This window comes from Leeuwenhoekiella palythoae, from assembly GCF_900130045.1.
GTDB lineage: Bacteria > Bacteroidota > Bacteroidia > Flavobacteriales > Flavobacteriaceae > Leeuwenhoekiella > Leeuwenhoekiella palythoae.
The window spans coordinates 474,715-496,195 of record NZ_FQXT01000004.1; the positions used below are offsets into that span (position 1 = coordinate 474,715).

Here is a 21,481-nt window from a genome sequence, read left to right on the forward strand (position 1 = left end):
AGAAAACTTTAAGAATTTTTAAGAGATTTTAAGAATGAGATCAATCAATCTCGAAGAGTAACCGGTCTCATTATCGTACCAACCTATGAGTTTCACCAAGTTACCAATCACAGAGGTCATTTGAGCGTCTACAATCACCGAATGGGTATTCCCTACAATATCAATAGAAACCAAAGGAACATTTGTAAACTCTAAAATACCTTTGAGTTCATGTGAAGCGGCGTGTTCAAAAGCAGCATTAATTTCCTCAATTGTAGTTTCGCGAGCGACATTTAGGGTAAGGTCAGTTAGAGATCCGTTAGGCACCGGTACCCGAATTCCGCAGCCACCAATTACTTCGCTTAAATCTGGAAAAATTTTAGTGAGCGCTTTTGCGGCACCTGTGGTGGTGGGTACGATAGATTGCCCTGCAGCTCGCGCGCGTCTTAAGTCTGCGTGCGGCTGATCGTGCAAACTTTGATCTGTAGTGTACGAATGTACCGTTGTGATATACGCCTGCTTAATTCCGCATAAATCATTGACCACTTTAATCATTGGGGCGGCATTGTTGGTGGTGCAACTCGCATTAGAAATGATACGCTCACTACCATCAAGCAAGGTGTCATTTACACCGAGCACAATCGTTTTGATATGGTCATCTGCCGGTGGAACACTTAGAATGACTTTGGGAGCACCAGCCTCAAGATGTGGAAGAAGCGCTTCTTCGGTTTTAAACTTGCCGGTGGCTTCAACGATGAGGTCCAGATCGTGATTTTTCCAAGGAATGCGTCCCGGATCAGACTCCTGATAAAGTTGAACTACTTGTTGATCGACATAGAGGGCAGCATCCTGATAACTAATTTCCGGCGGAAAAATGCCGTGAATACTGTCGTATTTAAGAAGATGCGCTAAAGTTGCACCATTGGCTTTATCGTTTATGGCGACTACTTCAATTTGTGGATGCTCGTGCAAGAGTCGAAAGAGTCTCCGACCGATGCGTCCAAAACCGTTGATCCCGATTTTGATAGTTCTCATGCGCAATACGTGTCTAGTTAAGGTGCTTTTGAGCTTTATATGAAGAGCGCACGAGTGCACTACTTTCTACGTGACGGAAGCCCATTTCTAAACCTATAGTCTCGTATTTTTTAAATTGATCTGGCGTGATGAATTGTTTCACCGCAAGATGTTTTTTAGAAGGCTGAAGATACTGACCAATGGTCACCACGTCAACATCAGCTTCGCGCAAATCCTTTAAGCTTTGTATTACTTCATCTTCAGTCTCTCCAAGACCTAGCATAATGCCTGATTTGGTACGTCTGATGCCTTGCTCTTTTAAATATTTAAGTACGCCTAAACTACGCTCATATTGCGCTTGTATACGCACTTCTCGGGTGAGGCGTTTTACGGTTTCCATATTATGAGAGACCACTTCAGGTGCCACTTCAACGATACGATCAATATTGCGCTCGTTTCCTTGAAAGTCGGGGATGAGGGTTTCTAAGGTAGTGTCAGGGTTCATGCGTCTAATGGCTTTAACCGTTTCAGCCCACATTATAGAACCCATATCTTTTAGATCATCGCGGTCTACAGAAGTAATTACCGCGTGCTTAATTTTCATAAGCTTTATAGAACGAGCCACTTTTTCTGGTTCTTCCCAATCTAAGGTGTCTGGCCTTCCGGTTTTAACACCACAGAATCCGCAAGAACGGGTGCATACGTTACCTAAGATCATAAAGGTCGCCGTTCCCTCGCTCCAGCATTCTCCCATATTTGGGCAGCTTCCGGAGGTGCAGATGGTGTGTAAATCATACTTATCTACGAGGCTCCTGAGTTCTGTGTATTTCTTGCCGGTGGGCAATTTTACACGCAACCATTTAGGTTTTGGTTTATGAACCGGTGCTGCTAATGTTTCAGTATTCATCACAATTCTTTTAGGTTCGCAAAGATACAAACTGTACTTCAAATAACAGGTACTGCTGCGTTTTGTGTTGGTGGTCTCTTCTATGCGTGAAAGCTTACATTTTGGGCTGGGTAATTTGCTTGTTAAGAGAGTTTTAGTACTTGCGTTAAAATTTAGGTAATTAGGAAATCGTTGTGATAAGAAGCAAGACTACCGCACTACTTTTACATCAGTATTAAACAAAAACACTCTATTATGAAACGATTTACACTTCCTTTTTTGATAATTGCGATTGTAACAGGAATCTATGGTTTTGGAGGGTTTGATCTTTGGGCAACCGAAGCTGCACGTATCTTATTTCTGATTTCAGCAGATTTATTTGTAGTTTCTTTATTTGCTAAATTTTTATTTAAGAAGAATCCTAAGCCTATTGCGCAACAGGTAAAATCATAAATCAGCCTTTTCATTCCTGAATTTAGAACTGCTTTAATACAAAGCAGTTTTTTTATGTCTAAATTGTAGCATAATTATTGATAAAAATAGTAAAAAACTTTATGCGTAATCTTTCTTTGGCTCTACTTCTTTTGATCTCTGTTTACGGTTTAAAAGCACAAGAGCAAGTTTTACATCGTGGAGCAGTAACCGAAACTGTGACCGCTAACGATTCTATAAGCATTCCATATTCTATTTATTTGCCGCCAACCTACGATGTGAACAATCCGTCTAATGCGTTGTTTATTTTTGACTCAGAAGGGGAGGGTACTAAAGCAACCCGACTTTTTGTATCTGCATTACAGGGCGAAAATTATATCATCGTTGCTAATAATAAACCCCTGCCGCAAGCATTAGACAGTCTTGATGCCAATGCAAAAATGGGGCTGCATATTATGCAAGATGTGTTTAGAAAGGTTTCTCTGGATATGAATAATGTGTATCTGGCGGGGCATAAGAGTGGTGCAAAGGTGGCAAGTGCCTTATCCTACATCGTAAGAGGAAAAGCTAACTTACTTTTAATTGATGACGTGTACTTTGCAAACAGGTTTGCAGATCAGGCGCAAGAAAACCTTGCGATTGGAGTGGTTGGTGAAGCTTCACCTAATTATTATCAGATGGAAGATTATTTCTATATGATGAAAGCCTACAATAATGACAATACGCTCTATTTTGTTGAAGAAACCAAAACTTGGCCGTCGGCAGCGTTAATGGGCACGCTGATCAATAGATTGTATCACCTCAATAATGAGCGGTTAAATAAAAAGCTTTCTGATACGGTATGGCAGCGTCAATATCAAACAGATCTCAACACCATTAAACAATTGACTTTGGCAGATGAATACGTCAATGCCTATGAGTTGGCCACAGATTTAAAAGGAGAATACCGTGGAAATGTTGATCTTGATCCGTTGCGCGATCTGCAGCGTGGGTTGAGAAGATCTGATGCGTACAAACAAGAAAAACGCTATATGCGTTCTGATGATATAGAAGAAGGGTTGCTGCTGGATGATATTAGTTACTTTTTAGATGAAGATCTTGCGCTGGGTAGTTTTTCTAATCTGGGTTATTGGGATGAACGTATACAGCAATTTAGAGCTGCGGCACAAAATTCGGCGAAGCCTAAAGAACAAAAAGTAGCTAAACGCATGCTAGGTTATATCGATTATGTTGTCACCGATTTTCTGACCTTAAACCGGGTAGCACTTTTTGATCAACGCATTTTTGCTAATGTACTGCGTACGTTACTGGATCCCGAAAATGATAAGGCATACTTAGACATAATTAGTTTAGCAGCCATTGATGGGGATGACAATACTGCTTATTTTTATCTAGAAGAATTGCTGAAGCAAGGCTACGATGATTATGAGGCGCTGTATTCAATCCCAAAAACCGAATTGCTGCGTATTAAGCCAACCTACAACGAACTCGTAGAAAGTTATTTGGGCAAATCTAAATTTTAGAGAAATCCTTATTTCTTTTAACGTAGATCAATAAAAGCAAAGCTACCACTGTTATTGCAGCCATAATGGCCCAAGTGCTTTTGTAACCTAAGCGGTCCACAAGTTGCATCCCACTGTTATGGCCAAAAATATGCGCAAGCGAAAAAGACATACTATACAATCCCATATATGCTCCTTGTCTGCCCAGTTTAGCTCGGCGTAAGGCAAAGGCATTTCCAAAGGGAAACGCGATCATCTCGCCTAAAGTGGCAACTGCCATACCCAGTATTAAAACCCCATTCCAACCGCTGAAATAGAAAAACCCAAAACTCAGTCCGGTCAAAACTAGTCCGCCGATTACATTAGAAATGTGATTCCAGTTTTTAGCTTCCATAAAAGCGATCAATGGCATCTCAAATAAAAAGATCATCAGTCCGTTCATCCCAAGCAAAAGTCCAATTTGCGATTCCGTAAGTAAACGAACCTCTTTATAATAAACCGGCACAGTAGAAAAGTATTGAACAAATACAACTCCGAATAAAGCAAGTGCGATCAGGAATATAACATATAGACGGTCTTTGTGAGGCGCTAAGGGATTTTCGATCATTTTTTCTTGATCTGTTTCTTTAGCTTTTTTAGGGTTCAATGTTTGAATGAGTAGCAAGCCGGCGAGAATACAAGTAATGCCGTCTGCTAGGAATAAACCAAAGTATCCAATACTTGCAATGATAATTCCGCCCAAAGCCGGGCCTGCTGAGAATCCTAAATTGATCGCAAGACGAATTAAGGTTAAAGACCGCGTTTTGTTCTCCGGTTTGCTGTATGCACTAAGGGCAACGAAAAAAGCAGGACGAGACATATCTGCTACCGTGATCAAGGCAAAAAAGCCAATACATACCGCCCAAAAGCTAGTGATGAACTGCAAGCCTAAAAATCCAATTCCGGTAGCGATAAGACTTAAAAGGATGGTTTTATAATATCCTAGTTTATCAGATAGAATTCCGCCTAGCCAAGAGCCAAAAAGTGAACCAAACCCAAAACACGTCATTACCCAACCTACACGGCTTAGACTAAATCCTAAGTCATCTCTGAGGTATAGTGATAAAAACGGGATCACCATTGCGCCTGCCCGATTTACCAGCGTGATCAATGCAAGCCACCAGATTTCTTTTGATAGTCCTTTAAAGGTATTGAGGTAAGAAGTAAAAATGCGTTTCACAATGGGTGTAAATAAAAAAAGTCTGGCGATAAGACCAGACTTTTTGCGTTTATAAAATAGGTTTATGTATCAACACAGCACGTCTGGAAGAGAGGGATATTCCTTTACTAGGCGATATGATGTGTTTTTAAATTTCATTTTAAGCGAATTTATGGTCGACCATCTGTGTTAATTGCATCAAGGTCGTTTGATAAGTTAAAGCTACTAAAACTTTTTCAGTAGAAGCTTTTGTTTTTTAATTAAAGTTAAAGACTTCCGCTTGGCAGTTCTTCTACTTGTACCGGGAGGTAGAGTTCGGTTACCCATTCAGCCGGATTAGGGGTGTCCTCAGGGCCTACTATGTAAAATTCAAATTTGCTGCTTTCGGGAGCGGCCACATAATTGTATTCCTGCATATAAGCTTCGGTTTTTTTCCAAGCTTCATCAAGATTACTGGTGTTTCCGGTTAGTCGTGTTTTTATAACGGTGTAAGCCGGTAAAAATCCACAAAGAATAGCGCTGTCTTCAGGTACTACTATTCTTGAAGTTGTAGGAATTCCACTTGAAATGATTGCGCTATTGTTTACAGGGTCTTTGGAGTTGTAAATAGTAAGCGGTTTACCCAGAATGGTGATGTTATTACCTTCCATAAAAGATTTCACCTGTGGAATAAGCTCCATAACTTTTTCATCAATATGTTCAATCGAGGTGGCTGTTGTGGCATACATATAAAAACCACCGCTATATTGTGTGATGCCGCTTACATCAATGCTGTACACTTTCATATCAGCATTGATCAATTGGTCTAATGCAGTCAGACCTTTGTCATACATCGTGCGCATTTCGCCATCAAAATCATAACCACCAAGAGTGAAATAGGCTTTGTCCATTAAGGTGTGTTCACCTCTAATTCCCCAGGTTACTTTAGTACCTTCTTCAACTTCTTCAAATTGCCAAAATACATTTGCATCGCGCTCTCCTCCCGGAGTGATAAAAGTGATGTCTTGCTCAATACGTTGATCTTCGATAACCGAAGTGGTTCGCATAGCACCATCTACTTCTTCACCATTCCACGAATAGCTCGCGCCCTCGCCGCTGGTTTTTTCAGGATAATTAAAAACCATTGTAGGATCTTCTTGTTTCCAAGGCCCCCAGGTTTCCCAAGTTTTATATTCATTAACCTTATCAAAAACCACACTTACAGGAGCGTCAATAATTTTTGATTCTTCAATTTCATAAGTGCCGTCTTTGGTAGCAAAATAAATAGCACCTGCTATAAAAACAATGAGCAGTAGAAAGAAGAGGTATTTTAATATTTTCATTTAGGAATGGGTTTAACAGCTAAGTTAGCAATTTAAAACGGATTGTAGGAGATTCCCACAAAAGAAGAATTAAGAAAAGTAACTTACTTGTTAAGCGTTAATTTAATAAGAAAAAGAAGCGCCACAAAAACGATAAAACCTATCAAAATCCAAAAAGATCCTCGGTATTCTTTTTTGTGAAGTTTGCGGTCTTTGCGATAGCTGCGTGATACAAAAAACACGAAAGCTATAAAGAACAAGGCCGCAAAAACCCATTGACCGGTAGTGAACATTTTAATGTATTTTTAGTCAAAATTAAGTCTTTAAAACAGAATATTACGATGAAAAAACGATTAGCTGCGGTACACGAATTTCATAGCACCTTTGGATTAGGAATTGAAGAAGCCCCAAAGGCCGACTTGGGAGAGGCTAAAAATTTGTTGCGTTTCAATTTGATGAAAGAAGAGAATGAAGAATATCTAGACGCTGCTAACAATAATGATCTTACCGAAGTAGCCGATGCATTAGGCGATATGCTTTACATCTTATGCGGAACCATTTTAGAACACGGGATGCAACATAAAATAGAAGAAGTATTTGATGAGATTCAGCGCAGCAATATGAGCAAGCTAGGAGCTGATGGTAAACCAGTGTATCGCGAGGACGGGAAAGTCTTAAAGGGCCCGGCTTATTTCAAGCCGAATATTAAAAAGATTCTAGACAATTAATCTAGTTTTTTTCTCCACTTATTAAGGCTAAATTCGCAGCCTATGAGCGCAATCAATTATGTTTCGGTAGAGTCTATCGCTAAAGCTTTTGGCGAGCGGGTATTGTTTAAAGATTTGTCTTTTGGTATTAACGAAGGACAAAAAATTGGCTTAGTGGCCAAAAACGGTACCGGTAAAACGTCGATGCTTGATATTTTGGCAGGAGCCGAAAATCCAGACAGTGGGCAAGTGGTATACCGCAAAGGAATCAAGATTTCCTTTCTTCCTCAGGAACCCGATCTTGATCCTAATCTTAGCGTAGAACAAACTATTTTTGATAGTGATAATGAGATCTTAAACGTAATCTCGGCCTATGAGCACGCGCTGCAAAATATGGAAGATACCGAAGCATATCAGAAAGCTTTTGATCAGATGGAAGCCCATCAAGCCTGGGATTTTGAGACACAGTACAAGCAGATATTATTTCAGCTGAAGCTGGATGACCTTGATCGTAAGGTTGAAAAGTTAAGCGGTGGACAGAAAAAGCGTTTGGCACTCGCCAATATGCTGCTCAGTAAACCAGACTTGCTGATTCTTGATGAGCCTACGAACCATTTGGATCTCGAGATGATCGAGTGGTTAGAGCAGTTTTTTGCTAAAGAGAATTTCACGCTGTTTATGGTAACGCACGACCGTTACTTTTTAGAGCGGGTGTGTAATGAGATCATCGAATTGGATGAAGGTAAACTGTATAGTTATAAAGGGAATTATGCCTATTACCTAGAAAAACGAGATGCCCGAATTACCAACGAAGAAGTAGAGACCGGAAAGGCAAAACAGCTTTTTAAAAAGGAACTGGAGTGGATGCGTCGCCAGCCCAAAGCGCGTACTACAAAGTCTAAATCGCGTATCGATGACTTTGCTGAAATAAAAGAACGCGCACACAAACGTCGCAACGATCACGAGGTGCAACTCGAACTTAATATGGAGCGCCTGGGGAGTAAGATCGTAGAGCTGCACAAAGTTTCAAAGTCGTTTAAAGATCGTGTGATCCTCGATAAGTTTGACTACAATTTTCAGCGGGCAGATCGCATTGGGATTATCGGTAAGAATGGAACGGGAAAATCTACATTCCTCAATATCCTTACAGGAAAAATGCCGCCTGACGGAGGGAAGATCGTGATCGGGGAGACCATCCAATTCGGCTATTATACACAGAAGGGAATCGAGATCAAGCACGGACAAAAAGTGATTGATGTCATCAAAGAATTCGGGGATTATATTCCGCTGAAGAAGGGGCGTCAGATTTCTGCAGGTCAGCTTTTAGAGCGTTTTCTTTTTGATCGAAAAAAACAATATGACTTCGTTGAAAAATTGAGTGGAGGCGAGCGTAAGCGTTTATATTTATGTACGGTGCTTATTCAGAATCCTAACTTTTTAATTCTGGATGAGCCTACTAACGATCTGGATATTGTGACGCTCAATGTGCTTGAGAGTTTCTTGCTGGATTATCCGGGATGTTTGATCGTTGTTTCGCACGATCGTTATTTTATGGATAAAATTGTTGACCACCTTTTTGTATTTAGAGGACAAGGTGTGGTTGAAGATTTTCCGGGGAATTACTCTGATTTTCGCGCCTATGATTCTGGTCCGGCAGTTATTCAGGAGGAAGATCCACAGCCTAAAGTGGAAAAGGAAACCAATAAAGACAATTGGAAAACAGCCGGAAGCGCACTTTCTTATAACGAGCAAAAGGAATACAACCGACTGGAACGCGATATCGCCAAGCTTGAAAAGGAAAAGGAAAAGAAGGAAGCCGAATTTCTAAATCCTGATTTGTCAGGAGATGAGATCAATCAAGCTTCTGTCGAGCTGCAGCAGATTCAGGATAAAATAGACGAATTTACCGAGCGTTGGTTTGATCTAAGTGCCAAGATGGAAGGTTAGGCTAAATTAGAAATTTGAAAACCGAAACCTGAGAATGTGGTACATTATTAAAGCTTATTCACAATTTCTGCGGAAAGCAACCAATCAACACGGGGTGCATTCTCCTTTTGTATACACATTTGTTACTAAATGCCTTTACCGAAAAACTCCAGAGGAAGCTAAAAAGCAACTTAAAGCGTATCGAAATAGTCTTCGTCAATCCAATGAGGTTATTGAAGTAACCGACTTTGGTGCGGGATCGCGTGTTTTTAAAAGCAATAGACGTGCGGTTAAAGATATCGCCAAATACGCCGGAGCACGTTTCTCCAGAATGAAACTGCTTTATCGTGTAGTGACCTATTTTAAACCAAAAGCTATTTTAGAATTAGGAACCTCTGTAGGTTTAGCTTCAGTTTCTTTGGCTTTGCCTAAAACCGGAAAAGTAACTTCGCTGGAGGGCTGCCCGCAAACCGCTACCGTTGCACAGAGGCATTTAAAAAGTGCAGAAATTTCAAATGTTGAGGTTGTTGTAGGTGATTTTAAGCAAACGCTTCCGCAGGTGATTTCAGAAAAATTTGATCTTATTTATTTCGACGGAAATCACAGTAAGGAGGCGACGTTAAAATATTTCGAGCAATTACTGCCTACTGCGCATAACGACAGTGTATGGATCTTTGATGATATCTATTGGTCACCAGAAATGACTCAAGCCTGGGAGTTGATCAAGCAACACCCTCGGGTGAGCGTTACGGTAGATTGCTTTTGGCTGGGTTTTGTATTCTTTAGAACCGAGCAGGTTGAAGAGCATTTTAAAATTAGAATATAAATTTTGTAACTCCGTTCTCAATTTATCTACTTATATTCAAAATATAGAGTAGTCATCCTATGAGCAGCTTAATAGATATTACAGATATTCGTCGAGATTTTCCATTGGGAAATGAAATCGTTCACGTTTTAAAAGGCATCGATTTACAAATTGATAAAGGTGAGTATGTGGCGATTATGGGACCTTCGGGTTCTGGGAAATCTACCTTGATGAATCTTTTGGGCTGTCTTGATACACCGACTTCCGGGACGTATATTTTAAATAATCGGGATGTGAGTGCCATGACTGATGACGAACTCGCTGAGGTGCGTAATAAAGAGATCGGTTTTGTATTTCAGACCTTTAATTTGTTGCCACGTACTACGGCACTCGACAATGTCGCTTTGCCCATGGTGTACGCGGGGTATTCTAAACCGGAGCGTCATAAACGCGCTGAAGAAGTACTTCAAGATGTAGGTCTCGCAGATCGAATGGATCATAAACCCAACCAACTCTCAGGAGGGCAGCGACAGCGTGTTGCTGTAGGTCGGGCTTTGGTTAATAAGCCTTCGATCATTCTTGCCGATGAGCCTACCGGAAACCTAGACTCTAAAACTTCAGTAGAAATTATGAGCCTTTTTGATGCGATTCACGCTGCCGGAAATACCGTGATCTTGGTTACACACGAAGAGGATATCGCAGAGCATGCGCATCGTGTAATTCGTTTACGAGACGGACTGATCGAGAGCGATGTACGCAGGTCTGTTGAGGTATAGATTATGGACTTTTACCACAGTAATTTTTGATTAGAAATAAATTTGTAGTTGGGGGTATTTTGATTCTAATGATTGCTTTAGCTTTATTAGTTAAAGGTATAGATCAATATAGGCTAACAACAAGAAACCAAACTGTTGTTGTAAAAGTTGTTGACTGTTATAAGCAAACTAGTCATAGATCTCGTTATTTTTTGAAATTTAAATATGACAATCAGATCTATACAAAAAGAATCAAGGGGGTTCAATTTCAGAATCTAAAAAAGGTTGACTCTCTAAAACTTTTGACAAATCGAGAGCGAAATGAATTTATCTTCGTTGATGAAATAAAACGCGATAATGGTTTTGTTTATAGTTTTATCTTTTTTGTAGCAGGTGTTTTAATTATTCGCTATGGTTATAATCTCAGAAGAAATAATGAATGAGAGTTTTGAATATCAATTGATGACTTTTAGATAGTTTAACGGAGACTATTTTGTATTCAAATCCTATTATTTTTAAAACTTATCAAAACTGACTGAGAACGTTTTCGCGAATGCGTATTTTTGGCGAAAATTAAACGATATGAAAGCAGTTGTTTCTCCGGCTAAGTCACTGGATTTTGAATCAAAATTGCCAACTACCAGAAGTTCGCAGCCTCAGTTTTTAGAGGAAGCCGAAACGTTGAATAAAAAGCTAGAGCGTAAGACCAAAGATGAAATTTCAGATTTGATGAGTATCAGCGATAAATTGGCTGATCTCAATTACCAGCGTTATAAAGAATTTTCCACTCCATTTACTAAAGAAAATGCGCGCCCTGCGGTTTATGCTTTTGATGGGGATGTGTATACTGGTCTTGATGCGTACACGATTCCGACTGAAAAACTAGATAAATTAGAAGATACGTTACGTATTCTTTCTGGTCTCTATGGGGTGTTGAAGCCATTTGATTTGATGCAAGCCTATCGCCTGGAGATGGGAACCAAATTGAAATCTGGTCGCAATGATGACTTGTACGAATTTTGGGACGATAAAATCACTGAAGCTTTGAATGCTGAATTAAAAGAAGACGAACTGTTTTTAAATCTTGCGAGTAACGAATATTTCAAATCGGTGAAGCCGGAAAAATTGAAAGTTCCTGTCATTACTCCTGTGTTTAAAGATTACAAAAACGGAAAACTCAAGATCATCTCTTTTTATGCAAAAAAAGCCCGGGGTTCTATGGTGCGCTACATTATAGATAAGGATGTGCAAACCATAGATCAACTCAAGGGCTTTGATTACGGCGGGTATGGCTTCAGCGAGCAATACTCTGATCTAGATAAAAACGAATTGGTATTCGTTAGATAATTAGTTCTAAGGCTTTTTGTCTGCTAAACTTTTATCAGAGGTCGCTTTGTCGGCCTCTTTTGTTTTGGTAGCCGTTTGCTTCGTGGGGACGTCAGCGGTAGTCGCGCTGCTTTTTTTCTTCCGCGGTCTTAGTTTACCGTAAGTGCCGCGATGAATTTTTCCACGTTTAGTTTTTTGATCTCCTTTTCCCATTTTAATTTGTTTTGGTTATTAGTTATTTGGAATATAAGCAATCATAAGCGGAAGACCAAACTGCATATTTTCAGCGCATTAATTTCAAATTTGAGCAAAAAAAAGGCTGCCCAAAAAAGGCAGCCTTTGCTATTCTTAAGAAAATGTATCTTATTTATTTAACATCCATCAATTCTACGTCAAAAACTAAAATCGCATCTGGTGGAATCACACCGCCGGCACCGCGGCTACCATATCCTAAATCTGAAGGAATCACAAAACGCGCTTTGTCGCCTACTTGAAGTAAGCCAATACCTTCATCCCAGCCAGAAATCACCTGACCTACACCTACTTGAAAATCCAGAGGTTGATTTCTCTTATATGAAGAGTCGAATACCGTACCGTCAGCTAGCTGACCTTTGTAATGCACAGAAACCATTTTTCCTTTTTCAGCTTTCTTGCCATCACCTTTTTGAATGATCTGGTAACGCAATCCACTTTCTGTTTCTTTAAAACCTTCGCTTAATTTATCAAGTTCGGCTTTACGTTTTTCGCGTTCTTCAGCGATGCGTTTTTCACGTGCTCCTTCAAAAGTTCTAAATGCTTCAACAGCATTAAAGCCTTCTGCTTCTGCGCCTTGACGAATGATCTCTACTTTGTCCATAATATCACCTTGGGCGATCGCATCTACGACATCTTGACCTTCTACTACGCTACCAAAAACGGTGTGTTTTCCGTCTAACCAAGGAGTGGCAGTGTGAGTGATAAAAAACTGACTTCCGTTTGTTCCCGGTCCGGCATTTGCCATAGAAAGTTTTCCGGGAGCATCGTGCTTTAAGCTTGAGTCAAACTCATCATCAAACTGGTAACCCGGATTTCCGGTTCCGGTTCCTTGAGGGCATCCCCCTTGAATCATAAAATCTGGAATTACACGGTGAAATTTCAGTCCGTCGTAATACGGGTTTCCTTGTTTTTTAGCTGAATTTTCAAGGTTTCCTTCGGCTAAAGCAACAAAGTTTCCTACCGTTCCCGGTGTTTTTTCGTGTTCTAATTTCACTAGAATTTCGCCTTTTGGCGTGTGAAACTTAGCATATATTCCCTCTTGCATCGTATCAATTTAAAAATGAGGTGCAAAAATACGTCTAAAGTAGGCAAACACAAAACCTTAGTGCGCCTGATTATTGCGTAAAAAAAAGCTCCTTGCAACAGTTTGCAAGGAGCTTTTTAGTTTCATTTTCGCGAAAGCGAAATCAAAACGGTTTATACCTCAATAGCAGGCACCTCGTAACGCCATCCAAATGGATCTTCAGAACGGTTTGCCTGTAATTCGGTTAATTGTTTCTTTAACTTGGTAGCGTATGCGTCTTCCATTGTAGGAAGATCAAAAGCTTTCTCTTTATGCGTGAATCCTGAAATTGGAGAGATTACCGCAGCAGTACCTGCACCAAACATTTCTTTAAGCGAGCCATTTTCGGCAGCTTCTACAATTTCAGCAACTTTTACCGGACGTACTTCTACATTGATGCCTTGGCTTTTTGCCAGTTCGATCAAACTCTTACGCGTAATTCCGTCAAGAATACGATCGTTTGTAGGCGCCGTCAGAAGTGTGTCGTTTACTCTAAAAAACACATTCATCGTACCTGCTTCTTCCAGGTATTCGTGTGTATTAGCATCCGTCCAAACTACTTGGTTGTAGCCTTTAGCTTTTGCTAATTCCGTTGGGTAAAATTGCGCTGCGTAGTTTCCGGCAGCTTTAGCAAAACCTACACCGCCATCTGCAGAACGGCTATAATGATCAGCAAACAATACGCGAACTTCACCGCTGTAATATGCTTGTGCCGGTGCGCAAATGATCACAAATTTATATTCACTTGAAGGTGAGGCAGAAACCCCATTTTCTGTAGCAATAACAAACGGACGAATATAAAGCGAGTTACCCTCTCCTGGTTTAATCCAATCTTTGTCGAGATTTAAAAGTGTATTTAGACCGTCAAAAAAGTAGTCTTTTTCAAAAGCAGGCATTGCCAATCTCTCACCAGACTTATTAATGCGGTTAAAATTTTCTTCAGGACGAAACATATACACATCTCCCTTATCATCTTTATAGGCTTTCATGCCTTCAAACACGGCTTGCCCATAGTGAAAAACCTTTGCAGAAGGATCCATTTGCAGCGGACCGTAAGGAAGGATTTCAGGCGTTTGCCATTTTCCGTTTTTGTATTCACAAACAAACATATGGTCTGTAAAGACGGTACCAAAAGCGAGATTACTAAAGTCAACCTGATTGATTTTAGACTCGGCGATCTTGGTTACTTTTAATGTATCTGTCATTATTGTTGAATTTTATCCTACAAATTTATCATTTTCTCAAAGTCCGGGTGCGCAAGAATTCATTAAATTTACAGGCTATCCTATTTTTAATAAAATATACACGATGAAAAAGTATTTAGTATTTGCATTTTTAGGTATTGGTCTGATTTCTTGTAAAGAAGGCGCTTCAAATCAAGAAGATGTAGCAGTTGCTGAAGCTGTTGCAACCTCTGAATTGGCTGTTTATGGTGATGATTTTAAAAATGAAACCACGCTATCTGCTTTTGAACTGGGGGATATCTACAATAACTTAAAGCCTGGGGATACGATCAATGTAACTTTTGAAGGTCCTGTGGAAGATGTATGTCAGAAAAAAGGATGTTGGATGCAGGTAGATGTTGGGGCAACTGATCCTGTGTTTATCAAGTTTAAAGATTATGGCTTTTTTGTGCCAAAAGATATTAAAGACAAGAAAGTAGTTGTACACGGGCAGGCTTTTGTGAGTGAGACTTCGGTAGAAGAATTACAACATTATGCTAAAGATGGCGGTAAATCTGAAGAAGAGATTGCGGCGATCACTATGCCTAAGAAAACACTTGGTTTTACTGCAACAGGTGTGAAAATCAACCAATAATTTGGAGCGAAAAATCGTTAAAACCGGTGACGGTTCTACTACCATTCAATTTACTGAATGGAACGAGCAGTACCACTCGATGCACGGTGCTGTGCAAGAAGCGAAACACGTATTTTTAAAAATGGGTTTTGACTTCTGGAAAGAACTTCATCCGGAGACTACGCTATTACATATTCTAGAGATTGGCTTCGGGACGGGGCTTAATGCTTTACTTACGTTAATTCACGCGGAAAAAATTCAGCAAAACATTCACTATGAAGGTGTGGAAGCGTATCCCGTACTTGCTGAAGAAATTGCACAACTCAACTATTTAGAAGCAGCTCAAGCCGAAACCTATGCTTCTGTTTTTGAAAAAATGCATCAAACTTCATGGGAGCAAACAGAAACAATCACGGAAGCATTTCAGCTTAAAAAACGGAAACAGCGCTTTGAAACTATTACCGATGTTGATCAACATGATTTGATCTATTTTGATGCGTTTGGTGCGCGCGTGCAACCAGAACTTTGGGGAGAATCTATTTTCGAAAAAATGTATACGGCGCTCAAAACAGGCGGAGTACTTGTGACATATGCCGCCAAAGGAAGCGTGCGTCGCGCGATGCAGGCCGTCGGTTTTACCGTAGAGCGCTTGCCGGGGCCTCCGGGAAAACGCGAAATGCTTCGGGCGGTAAAGGGTTAAGAATATAAGTTGCTATCGAAACAACTCCCAGTCTAATTTCAGTGAAAAAATATTAGAATAGATCGCAGCGCTTTGATCACCAATATCGGTTAGCGCATAATCAATATGAATCCCTTTGTATTGAAAACCTACACCAATGTTAGGTTGAAATCCAATACGATTGCTGCCATCCAGTTGGGTGATTTCTTGAAAATTGCCCACACCGGCTCTGATGAACACAATTCCAGTATAACCAAATTCGACTCCTGCTGCGGGTGTAGCACTTATCGCTGAACTTGAGATCAGGTCATTGGTTTGAGCGAAGCGCATCATAAGATCAATTTCAGCTTTTATGGAATAATCATAATTAATAAGCCAATTGCGGGCCACGCCCAACTGTAATTTTGGGATGGTCACCTCTAAAGTTTCGGGTAGTTCTTGATTTTGACCTTCAACCGCATCACTAATCGTCGCAAATTGTTCTTCGTCAATCGCCCAGCTATTTACCGAGGTCGTGATGTCACGGGCCATTGCACCAAAATACCAATCCTCCGTTTGATATTGTATACCGAGATCAATTCCAAAGCCCCAACTCGACGCAAAATCGCCAATAATACGACGGATGATCTTTGCGTTAGCGCCTATATTCAATCCTTGCACAGGCATTTCTCTAGCAAACGAAACGGTAAAAGCATAATCTGCGGTAGAAAATAAACTGATGCGGTTATAATCTATATTTCCGTCGGCATCGATAAGTTGGGTGGTGTTTAAAATATCATCAACGCCAAACCTGATGAGTGAAACCTCTAGCGCTGTACGATCGTCTAAAGGCTTTGCGAAAGCGGCATAATCATATAGCGCAATATTTGCAAAATAGCTAGCGTGCATCAACGACAACTGATTGTCTTCAAGATTTACAAGACCTGCAGGATTCCAATATCCGCTATTAACGTCGTTTGTGTTGGCGGTCACCGCGTTCGCCATCGCAAGCGCAGCAGCATCGACACCGATATTGAGAAATTCGTTAGAGTATTTACGCACCGCCTGTGCTGAAGTCTCAGAACCAAAAGCAAGAAGAAGAATAAGGGTAATGAAGTGCTTCAATACAGCTAAAATTTTGTCGTAAAGTTGCTTAAATGAATTGAGAATCTAAACATTATTTTTTTGCTGGTTTTGGTAATGCAAAAACGTTAGGAGTTTCATAAGCTTTCTTGTAGCCCATTGTTTTTCGCTATTTTTATCCGCAGCAGCTTAAATCTAATAATACCAATTTAATCAATGAATATAAAAAGCTATATACCCAACGCATTCACAATGGCCAATCTTTTTTGCGGAATGCTCGGCGTGTTTTTTGCCGCTACCGGTCATTTAGATTATGCAGCCTATGCCGTGGTAGCCGGAGTGTTTTTTGATTTTTTTGATGGTTTTTTCGCCAGAATGTTTAAGGTAGAAGGTGAACTTGGGCTACAACTAGATTCCCTGGCCGATGTAGTTACCAGTGGGGTAGTGCCGGGAATGGTGATGTTTCAAATGCTGCATAAATTAGAGCATTGGAACACTGGAGAGCGCTGGGTAGAAGCAGGGTTATCATGGGAGAGTTTATCGCTGCTTCCGTTTTTGGGTTTTGCGATCACCTTAGCTTCAGCATTCAGGCTCGCCAAATTTAATATTGATACCCGCCAGACTACTTCTTTTATTGGTTTGCCAACACCGGCCAATGCGCTTTTGATCTTGAGTTTGCCGCTTATTGTACAGTTTCAGGATTACGCCATCGCCGAAACTCTGATCACTAATACTTGGTTTTTACTGGCTTTAACTGCGTTGAGCTGCTATATGCTCAATGCGGAAATTCCACTTTTTGCTCTAAAATTTAAAAGTTGGGGCTTAGCAGAAAATAAGATTAGATACGGCTTTTTACTCTTGGCGATCATTCTTTTATTCTGGTTGACTTTTGCGGCGATACCTTTGATTATCATCGCTTACGTTTTAATTTCAATCGCTACACGTAATACCTAATGAACATTTCAGAAAATCTACTCAACCAAATAAAACAAGTAAAATCCTTAGCAGAAGCCGGCCTTGTGTACAACAAAGAGAATTATGACGCAGAGCGTTATGAAGAACTTCGGGAGCTTGCTTTGCAGATGATGAGTATTTTGAGTGATAAGCCTGTTGATCAGCTTCACGATTTTTTTCTGCCGGAAGGAGATTACCCTACGGCCAAAGTTGATGTACGCGGACTGATCCTAAATGCTCAAGACGAGATTCTATTGGTTAAAGAAACTGTTGATGATAAATGGACGCTGCCCGGCGGTTGGGCAGACGTAGGGCTTACACCTACTGAAAATGTCCTGAAAGAAATAGCAGAAGAAACCGGATTTAAGGCCGAAGTCAAACGCCTACTTGCTGTATTAGATAAACGAAATTACCCACATCCGCCACAACCGCATTATGTGTATAAACTGTGCTATTTATGCGAAATAGTCGAAGGGGATTTTGATCCTAATTTTGATATTGGAGGGGTGAATTGGTTTTCGCTCGAGGCGTTGCCTGAGTTGTCAGAAGATCGAATTCTAGAAGAGCAATTGGTTAAGCTAGTCGCAATTGCTAAAGGCGATGCCGCTGTGTTTTCAGATTAAATTGTATTGGCGCTGCTAAAGGTTGGTTTTACCTGCGTGTTTACTGAAACAATTTCTTTTTACGCAGTTCAAAGTTTTGGCCTAAATAGACTTTGCGCACCATTTCGTCTGCCGCTAATTCTTCAGGGACACCGTGTTTTAAAATGTTTCCTTCAAACATGAGGTAGGTGTGATCAGTAATCGCCAAAGTTTCTTGAACATTATGATCTGTTATCAAAATACCTATGTTTTTCTGTTTTAGCTGTGCAACGATACGCTGAATATCTTCAACCGCTACCGGGTCAACTCCGGCAAAAGGTTCGTCTAAGAGAATGAAATTCGGGTTGGTGGCTAAAGCGCGAGCGATTTCGGTACGGCGGCGTTCGCCTCCAGAAAGTAAGTCTCCACGGTTTTTGCGAATGTGACCCAGACTAAATTCATCAATCAACTCTTCCATCTTGGCGAGTTGCTCTTTCTTGCTCATTTTGGTCATCTGCAAAACGCTCAGAATATTCTCTTCAATACTCAATTTTCTAAATACCGAAGCTTCTTGAGCCAGATACCCAATGCCGTTTTGTGCACGTTTATACATCGGGTATTTGGTAATGTCTTTATTGTCTAGATAAATCGTTCCGCCGTTAGGCTTAACGAGTCCTACGATCATATAAAATGAAGTGGTTTTACCGGCGCCATTAGGGCCTAATAGTCCCACGATTTCGCCCTGCGCAACCTCAACAGTAATGCTTTTTACTACTTTTCGGCCTTTGTAGGACTTCATTAAATTTTCTGCTCGTAGTTTCATAAACTCATATTTTAGATATGCATCATAAAACGCTGATTTTTACGTCAACGTATTATTTTGAAGCGTTTTCTTCAAGAACTTCCCAGTACTCATAAGCGCGTCGCAAATGCGGAATCACGATGGTACCACCAATCAATGTGCCAATACTTAGCGTTTCCATTACTTGTTCTTTGGTAACACCTTCTTTAAAACAGCTTTCTAAGTGATAGCGCACGCAATCGTCACATCGAAGCACGGTAGAAGCTACCAGCCCCAGCAATTCTTTAGTTTTAACATCTAAAGCACCAGGAGCAAAAGCGTTAGTGTCTAAATTAAAAATACGGTTGATAATCTTGTTTTTATCAGCTAGTATTTTATCATTCATTTTTGCGCGATACGCATTGAATTCTTCAACTTGATTTAAGGTCTTTTCTGACATATATTTTAGGGATTTTTCGGCTCTGCCAAAAGGTTTATACTCTGTCCCGATAGCTATCGGGATGCTACGAATTTGATAATTTGTTTTTATGTGCGTTCTTTGGGCTTCCCCAAATGAAAATGACTATTGTTTTTTTGCAGCGCGTTGTTGTGCGCGTTTTAATTCACGAGCTTCCTGGCGCGTTACAAAGGCCGAAATTAAAATACTCGCTTCATATAAAATCAAAATAGGAATAGATACAATGACCTGTGTTGAAATATCCGGAGGCGTGATTACCGCCGAGACTACTAAAACAATGATCAATGCATATTTTCTATATTTTCTTAAAAATTGCGGCGTTACCAAGCCTATTTTGGTAAAGAAATAGATGATGATCGGTAATTCAAAAATGAGTCCGGCTGCAAGTGCACTGGCACGCACCAAACCAATATAGGAATCAATATCAAACTCATTGTCTACCATATCGCCAACGGTAAAATTGGCTAAGAAGTTAATAGAGAGTGGAGCGATAATGTAATAGCCAAAAAGTACTCCCATAAAAAAGAGTAGCGAGGAGATCACGATAAAACCTCTGGAGTTTTTGCGTTCTTTTTCATACAATCCGGGAGAAATAAATTTCCAGAATTCATAGATCACATACGGGAAGGCGACCACAATACCCACTATGATCGACGTCCAGATCGCGGCATTAAACTGCCCACCCATCGTACGGTTTTGAATTGTAAAGTTCATCTCATTTACGCAACCTTTGTCAGAGCCCACCATCTGGGCCAATTGGCAAAGCAAGTCATAAGAAATGAAATCGGCATTTGCCGGAGCGAAAATGATCGCGTCAAAGATGAAATCCTTAAACACAAAAGCAACAACACCCACAATCACAATTGCCAGGGTAGCGCGTATAAGGTGCCATCTTAATTCTTCAAGATGATCTAAAAAGGACATTTCGTCCGGGTTTGCATTTTTATTTTTTGCCATTATAGAATTCCTTCTTTAATTAAATCGTGCAAATGTACCACACCTGCATAATTATTAGCGCTATCTACCGCTAAGAGTTGTGTGATGCTATTGCTTTCTAGCAGTTCTAAAGCTTCGGTTGCTAAAGCATCAGTTGTGATGCGTTTGGGGTTTTTGCTCATAATGCTTGCTGCGGTGAGACCGGTGAGCACTTCATTAGTCTCAAGCATACGGCGTATATCGCCATCGGTTATAATTCCTACGATTTTAGAGCCTTCGGTAACAGCGGTAACGCCGAGTCTTTTATGCGAAATTTCTACAATTACCTTTTTTATAGGAGTATCCGGAGTGACTTCAGGTTTGTCGTGAAGTGCCACAAGTTCGTTAACGCGAAGGTACATGCGCTTCCCTAGCGCGCCTCCGGGATGGTATTTGGCAAAATCTTCTTTTGAAAATCCGCGAAGGTCTAAAAGAGCTAAAGCCAAAGCGTCGCCCATTACCAATTGCACGGTGGTGCTTGTGGTAGGCGCCAAGTTGTGCGGGCACGCCTCTTTTTCGGCGTAAGCCAAAATCAACGCATCTGCCTGTTTTGCGAGAAACGAATCTTTATTAGAAGTCATTGCAATGACCGTATTCTCCTGATTTTTGATCAAAGGGATCAGCACTTTGATCTCAGCCGTATTTCCGCTGTTTGATAAGCAGATCACCACATCATCTTTCTGAATCGTGCCCAGATCTCCATGTATTGCATCGGCCGCATGCATAAAAACCGAAGGTGTTCCTGTAGAATTTAAGGTAGCTACTATTTTTTGCGCTATAATTGCACTTTTGCCAACGCCCGAAATAATTACCCGGCCTTTGGCGTTATAAATACAAGAAACAGCTTTAGCAAAGTCTTGGTCAATAAGCGTGTGGAGATTAGCGACAGCTTCGAGTTCCATCGCGATGGTTCGCTTGGCGCTGTCTAAAATCTGCTCGTAAGTGTTCAAAAGATATAAGATTAAGCCGTTTGTTAGTGCTGTAGAAATTACTATATTTAGAATACAAATGTATGCAAATTTGAA

At 40.5% G+C, this 21,481-nt stretch carries 23 protein-coding genes and 1 pseudogene; 12 read left to right on the top strand and 12 right to left on the bottom strand.

Annotated features, from left to right (window positions below; all coding sequences use genetic code 11):
- Window positions 1-18 precede the first annotated feature (18 nt).
- Both gap and lipA read right to left on the bottom strand, forming a co-directional pair.
- Window positions 19-1,014: a type I glyceraldehyde-3-phosphate dehydrogenase gene (gene gap / locus BUA96_RS12540; RefSeq protein ID WP_072983571.1), complete on the bottom strand. Its 996-nt coding sequence runs from the start codon at window positions 1,012-1,014 to the stop codon at window positions 19-21.
- A gap of 13 nt (window positions 1,015-1,027) precedes the next feature.
- Window positions 1,028-1,900: a lipoyl synthase gene (lipA, locus tag BUA96_RS12545; RefSeq protein WP_072983573.1), complete on the bottom strand. Its 873-nt coding sequence runs from the start codon at window positions 1,898-1,900 to the stop codon at window positions 1,028-1,030.
- Window positions 1,901-2,134: 234 nt separating this feature from the next.
- Between lipA and BUA96_RS12550 the strand changes: the two genes are divergently transcribed.
- Together BUA96_RS12550 and BUA96_RS12555 are read left to right on the top strand one after the other, a co-directional pair.
- Window positions 2,135-2,332, top strand: coding sequence for a DUF1328 domain-containing protein (locus tag BUA96_RS12550; protein WP_072983575.1), 198 nt, complete (start codon window positions 2,135-2,137; stop codon window positions 2,330-2,332).
- A 101-nt stretch (window positions 2,333-2,433) separates the two neighbouring features.
- The gene (locus BUA96_RS12555; protein ID WP_072983577.1) at window positions 2,434-3,834 is read left to right on the top strand and encodes a hypothetical protein; all 1,401 of its coding nucleotides are present in this window, start codon (window positions 2,434-2,436) and stop codon (window positions 3,832-3,834) included.
- Here the strand turns inward: BUA96_RS12555 and BUA96_RS12560 are convergent.
- Complete coding sequence (locus tag BUA96_RS12560) at window positions 3,824-5,032, bottom strand: MDR family MFS transporter (protein WP_072983579.1); 1,209 nt, start codon at window positions 5,030-5,032, stop codon at window positions 3,824-3,826. The two genes, BUA96_RS12555 and BUA96_RS12560, sit on opposite strands and share 11 nt — an antisense overlap.
- Before the next feature lie 245 nt (window positions 5,033-5,277).
- Window positions 5,278-6,333 carry an SRPBCC family protein gene (locus tag BUA96_RS12565; protein ID WP_072983581.1) on the bottom strand — a complete coding sequence of 352 codons (1,056 nt, stop codon included), beginning with the start codon at window positions 6,331-6,333 and terminating at the stop codon, window positions 5,278-5,280.
- Window positions 6,334-6,653: 320 nt separating this feature from the next.
- Between BUA96_RS12565 and BUA96_RS12575 the strand changes: the two genes are divergently transcribed.
- The 6 genes from BUA96_RS12575 to yaaA all read left to right on the top strand — a co-directional run bounded on the left by BUA96_RS12575 (window position 6,654) and on the right by yaaA (window position 11,852).
- A complete protein-coding gene (locus tag BUA96_RS12575; protein WP_072983585.1) occupies window positions 6,654-7,040 on the top strand; it encodes a pyrophosphohydrolase domain-containing protein in 387 nt (128 codons plus the stop codon).
- A gap of 51 nt (window positions 7,041-7,091) precedes the next feature.
- Window positions 7,092-8,966: an ABC-F family ATP-binding cassette domain-containing protein gene (locus tag BUA96_RS12580; protein ID WP_072983883.1), complete on the top strand. Its 1,875-nt coding sequence runs from the start codon at window positions 7,092-7,094 to the stop codon at window positions 8,964-8,966.
- Between the two features lie 34 nt (window positions 8,967-9,000).
- A complete protein-coding gene (locus BUA96_RS12585; RefSeq protein ID WP_072983587.1) occupies window positions 9,001-9,771 on the top strand; it encodes an O-methyltransferase in 771 nt (256 codons plus the stop codon).
- 59 nt (window positions 9,772-9,830) lie between these two features.
- Window positions 9,831-10,526: an ABC transporter ATP-binding protein gene (locus BUA96_RS12590; protein WP_072983588.1), complete on the top strand. Its 696-nt coding sequence runs from the start codon at window positions 9,831-9,833 to the stop codon at window positions 10,524-10,526.
- Window positions 10,527-10,552: 26 nt separating this feature from the next.
- Window positions 10,553-10,948 (top strand): hypothetical protein, encoded by a 396-nt coding sequence (locus BUA96_RS12595; protein WP_128755700.1) that lies wholly within the window; start codon window positions 10,553-10,555, stop codon window positions 10,946-10,948.
- Window positions 10,949-11,087: 139 nt separating this feature from the next.
- Window positions 11,088-11,852: a peroxide stress protein YaaA gene (gene yaaA / locus BUA96_RS12600; protein ID WP_072983592.1), complete on the top strand. Its 765-nt coding sequence runs from the start codon at window positions 11,088-11,090 to the stop codon at window positions 11,850-11,852.
- A gap of 111 nt (window positions 11,853-11,963) precedes the next feature.
- On the opposite strand, the pseudogene BUA96_RS17405 reads toward yaaA, so the two are convergent.
- The 3 genes and pseudogenes from BUA96_RS17405 to BUA96_RS12615 all read right to left on the bottom strand — a co-directional run.
- Window positions 11,964-12,044, bottom strand: a pseudogene (locus BUA96_RS17405) (30S ribosomal protein THX); the annotation flags it as partial.
- 154 nt (window positions 12,045-12,198) lie between these two features.
- Complete coding sequence (locus BUA96_RS12610) at window positions 12,199-13,131, bottom strand: peptidylprolyl isomerase (protein WP_072983594.1); 933 nt, start codon at window positions 13,129-13,131, stop codon at window positions 12,199-12,201.
- Between the two features lie 152 nt (window positions 13,132-13,283).
- Complete coding sequence (locus BUA96_RS12615; RefSeq protein WP_072983596.1) at window positions 13,284-14,354, bottom strand: branched-chain amino acid aminotransferase; 1,071 nt, start codon at window positions 14,352-14,354, stop codon at window positions 13,284-13,286.
- 103 nt (window positions 14,355-14,457) lie between these two features.
- On the opposite strand from BUA96_RS12615, the gene BUA96_RS12620 reads away from it, so the two are divergent.
- Both BUA96_RS12620 and mnmD read left to right on the top strand, forming a co-directional pair.
- A complete protein-coding gene (locus BUA96_RS12620) occupies window positions 14,458-14,967 on the top strand; it encodes a DUF4920 domain-containing protein (protein ID WP_072983598.1) in 510 nt (169 codons plus the stop codon).
- Window position 14,968: 1 nt separating this feature from the next.
- Window positions 14,969-15,646 carry a tRNA (5-methylaminomethyl-2-thiouridine)(34)-methyltransferase MnmC2 gene (mnmD, locus tag BUA96_RS12625; protein ID WP_072983600.1) on the top strand — a complete coding sequence of 226 codons (678 nt, stop codon included), beginning with the start codon at window positions 14,969-14,971 and terminating at the stop codon, window positions 15,644-15,646.
- Window positions 15,647-15,658: 12 nt separating this feature from the next.
- Here mnmD and BUA96_RS12630 read toward each other — a convergent pair whose 3' ends face one another.
- On the bottom strand, window positions 15,659-16,729 hold the full coding sequence (locus BUA96_RS12630) for a putative type IX sorting system protein PorV2 (protein WP_072983602.1): 1,071 nt from the start codon (window positions 16,727-16,729) through the stop codon (window positions 15,659-15,661).
- Between the two features lie 174 nt (window positions 16,730-16,903).
- On the opposite strand from BUA96_RS12630, the gene BUA96_RS12635 reads away from it, so the two are divergent.
- Together BUA96_RS12635 and BUA96_RS12640 are read left to right on the top strand one after the other, a co-directional pair.
- Window positions 16,904-17,641 (top strand): CDP-alcohol phosphatidyltransferase family protein, encoded by a 738-nt coding sequence (locus tag BUA96_RS12635; RefSeq protein WP_084673154.1) that lies wholly within the window; start codon window positions 16,904-16,906, stop codon window positions 17,639-17,641.
- Window positions 17,641-18,264: an NUDIX hydrolase N-terminal domain-containing protein gene (locus BUA96_RS12640; protein WP_072983603.1), complete on the top strand. Its 624-nt coding sequence runs from the start codon at window positions 17,641-17,643 to the stop codon at window positions 18,262-18,264. The genes BUA96_RS12635 and BUA96_RS12640 overlap by 1 nt, the downstream gene beginning before the upstream one ends.
- A gap of 40 nt (window positions 18,265-18,304) precedes the next feature.
- On the opposite strand, the gene lptB is transcribed toward BUA96_RS12640, so the two are convergent.
- The 4 genes from lptB to BUA96_RS12660 form a co-directional block, all read right to left on the bottom strand.
- Window positions 18,305-19,045 (bottom strand): LPS export ABC transporter ATP-binding protein, encoded by a 741-nt coding sequence (gene lptB / locus BUA96_RS12645; RefSeq protein WP_072983605.1) that lies wholly within the window; start codon window positions 19,043-19,045, stop codon window positions 18,305-18,307.
- 52 nt (window positions 19,046-19,097) lie between these two features.
- The gene (locus BUA96_RS12650) at window positions 19,098-19,463 is read right to left on the bottom strand and encodes a carboxymuconolactone decarboxylase family protein (protein WP_072983607.1); all 366 of its coding nucleotides are present in this window, start codon (window positions 19,461-19,463) and stop codon (window positions 19,098-19,100) included.
- A 123-nt stretch (window positions 19,464-19,586) separates the two neighbouring features.
- On the bottom strand, window positions 19,587-20,438 hold the full coding sequence (gene tatC, locus BUA96_RS12655) for a twin-arginine translocase subunit TatC (RefSeq protein ID WP_072983609.1): 852 nt from the start codon (window positions 20,436-20,438) through the stop codon (window positions 19,587-19,589).
- Entirely contained in the window at window positions 20,438-21,406 is a 969-nt protein-coding gene (locus BUA96_RS12660) for a KpsF/GutQ family sugar-phosphate isomerase (protein WP_128755701.1), read from the bottom strand. The genes tatC and BUA96_RS12660 overlap by 1 nt, the downstream gene beginning before the upstream one ends.
- Window positions 21,407-21,481: the final 75 nt, after the last annotated feature.

What these genes read in the sequence shown, in the direction of transcription:
- BUA96_RS12635 (WP_084673154.1), top strand. Translation starts at nt 16,904, where the DNA reads ATGAATATAAAAAGCTATATACCCAACGCATTCACAATGGCCAATCTT.
- BUA96_RS12610 (WP_072983594.1), bottom strand. Translation starts at nt 13,131, where the DNA reads ATGCAAGAGGGAATATATGCTAAGTTTCACACGCCAAAAGGCGAAATT.
- BUA96_RS12585 (WP_072983587.1), top strand. Translation starts at nt 9,001, where the DNA reads ATGTGGTACATTATTAAAGCTTATTCACAATTTCTGCGGAAAGCAACC.
- BUA96_RS12620 (WP_072983598.1), top strand. Translation starts at nt 14,458, where the DNA reads ATGAAAAAGTATTTAGTATTTGCATTTTTAGGTATTGGTCTGATTTCT.
- lptB (WP_072983605.1), bottom strand. Translation starts at nt 19,045, where the DNA reads ATGAAACTACGAGCAGAAAATTTAATGAAGTCCTACAAAGGCCGAAAA.
- BUA96_RS12640 (WP_072983603.1), top strand. Translation starts at nt 17,641, where the DNA reads ATGAACATTTCAGAAAATCTACTCAACCAAATAAAACAAGTAAAATCC.
- gap (WP_072983571.1), bottom strand. Translation starts at nt 1,014, where the DNA reads ATGAGAACTATCAAAATCGGGATCAACGGTTTTGGACGCATCGGTCGG.
- BUA96_RS12615 (WP_072983596.1), bottom strand. Translation starts at nt 14,354, where the DNA reads ATGACAGATACATTAAAAGTAACCAAGATCGCCGAGTCTAAAATCAAT.
- BUA96_RS12590 (WP_072983588.1), top strand. Translation starts at nt 9,831, where the DNA reads ATGAGCAGCTTAATAGATATTACAGATATTCGTCGAGATTTTCCATTG.
- BUA96_RS12555 (WP_072983577.1), top strand. Translation starts at nt 2,434, where the DNA reads ATGCGTAATCTTTCTTTGGCTCTACTTCTTTTGATCTCTGTTTACGGT.
- tatC (WP_072983609.1), bottom strand. Translation starts at nt 20,438, where the DNA reads ATGGCAAAAAATAAAAATGCAAACCCGGACGAAATGTCCTTTTTAGAT.
- BUA96_RS12565 (WP_072983581.1), bottom strand. Translation starts at nt 6,333, where the DNA reads ATGAAAATATTAAAATACCTCTTCTTTCTACTGCTCATTGTTTTTATA.
- lipA (WP_072983573.1), bottom strand. Translation starts at nt 1,900, where the DNA reads ATGAATACTGAAACATTAGCAGCACCGGTTCATAAACCAAAACCTAAA.
- BUA96_RS12575 (WP_072983585.1), top strand. Translation starts at nt 6,654, where the DNA reads ATGAAAAAACGATTAGCTGCGGTACACGAATTTCATAGCACCTTTGGA.
- BUA96_RS12550 (WP_072983575.1), top strand. Translation starts at nt 2,135, where the DNA reads ATGAAACGATTTACACTTCCTTTTTTGATAATTGCGATTGTAACAGGA.
- yaaA (WP_072983592.1), top strand. Translation starts at nt 11,088, where the DNA reads ATGAAAGCAGTTGTTTCTCCGGCTAAGTCACTGGATTTTGAATCAAAA.
- BUA96_RS12650 (WP_072983607.1), bottom strand. Translation starts at nt 19,463, where the DNA reads ATGTCAGAAAAGACCTTAAATCAAGTTGAAGAATTCAATGCGTATCGC.